Source organism: Oleiphilus sp. HI0067, assembly GCF_001635735.1.
Map to the genome: position 1 here is coordinate 1 of NZ_LWFI01000098.1, position 1,728 is coordinate 1,728.

General features: G+C 42.2%; 2 protein-coding genes. Both read left to right on the forward strand.

Translation table 11 applies throughout. The features are described from left to right. Positions 1–619: OB-fold-containig protein (locus tag A3739_RS01390; protein ID WP_068499969.1), on the forward strand; the 619-nt coding region annotated here is incomplete at its 5' end. 45 nt (positions 620–664) lie between these two features. Next, positions 665–1,728 (forward strand): flotillin family protein (locus A3739_RS01395; protein WP_369821072.1); only part of this gene is annotated, 1,064 nt, incomplete at its 3' end.

Genomic DNA, 1,728 nt, shown 5'->3' on the forward strand with positions numbered 1-1,728 from the left:
CTTTACATTCCTTTTGCTTGTTGTCGTGCTGTATTGGGTCGTCGCAGTTTTGGGCTTAATTGAAATTGATGTGCTGGATTTCGATATTCCCGAAGCCAATGGAATTGATATCAATGCCGAACAGGGTTTGAATAGTGCGAACGTTTTAGCTGGCTTGATGTTGCGCTTTGGTCTTCATGGCGTTCCGGTCACAATTATTTTGTCGTTTATCGCATTATTTGGTTGGGTCATTTGCTACTACGTAGTGCACTTTTTGATGGGTATTTTACCAGAAGGTTTGTTTAGTCTTTTGGCTAGTATCCCAATATTGCTTGGGTCGCTATATATTTCCGTCATGATAACTGCAGCGCTTATCAAACCATTACGGCCTTTGTTCAAAAAAGCATCTCAAGAAACAGTCAAGCGCGTTTTGGGCCAAACGGCTGTAGTTAAAACATCTCGTGTGGATAACAGCTTTGGGGAGGCAACTCTTGAAGATGGTGGCGCCGGGTTGTTGCTGAAGGTGCGTACTGATGGCAGCGCAAGTTTTTCTAAAGGAGATCGGGTTGTGCTGCTCGAATATAACAAAGAAGAAAATACTTACCGCGTGATCTCTGAGGATGACTTCGCGGGAAGCTGATCAAATTTTAATTAAAGATACAATCTTGGAAATGGAGTAACCACTATGGCCGATCTGTCTGTGTTGATGCCTTTGGTATTTGGTGTAGGAATATTTTTTGTCTTTCTAATGGGCTTTGCTGCGCTGTTTAAAGCCTTTTACATAAAGGTAGAGCAAGGAACAGCTCTGATTGTTAACGATATGTCGTCAAAACCAAAAGTTCACTTCACTGGTGCTTTGGTTTATCCCATTATTTATAAGAAAGAATTGATGCGAATCTCCTTGATCACTTTAGAAGTTGATCGAAGAGGTAAAGATGGATTGATCTGTGCCGATAATATGCGTGCGGATATCACCGTAGCTTTCTACCTGCGAGTAAATGAAACAGCTGATGATGTGTTGAAAGTAGCTAAGTCAATTGGTGCAGATCGTGCGTCTGATAAAGAAGCAGTCAATCAACTGTTCAATGCGAAATTTTCAGAGGCACTTAAGACTGTAGGTAAGCAAATTGACTTCGTTAAGCTGTTTGAGAACCGACAAGAATTCAGAGACAAAATCGTTGAAGTCATCGGTGATGATTTGAACGGCTACGTTCTCGAAGATGTGGCGATTGATTACTTAGAGCAAACGCCTAAAGCGTCCCTTGACCCAAACAACATTCTTGATGCAGAAGGGATTAAAAAGATTACAGCGCTAACTGCAGAGCAGAACGTTCGAACGAATATTCTTGAGCAAGATGAAGCTTTGGCGATAAAAAAGAAAAATGTTGAGACCGTTGAAGCAATGCTTGAGCTAGAGCGTCAGCAAGCGGATGCCGAAGAAAAACAGAAGCGCGAAATTGCAACCATTAGTGCTCGCGAACAAGCAGAGACGAAGAAGGTTCAGGAGGAAGAACGAAAAAAAGCAGAAGCGACGACTATTCAGGTTGAGCAAGACCTTCAGGTCCAGAAAGAGAATCAACAGAGAGAAATTGAGGTTGCAGAACAAAATCGTCAACGTGCTGTAGCGATTGAAGAAGAGAAGGTGACACGAGCGCGTGATCTTGAGATTGTATCTCGTGAACGTGAAGTTGAACTTCAGAAGATTGAGGCTGAGAAAGCTGTTGAAATTGAGAAGAAAGAAATCGCAAA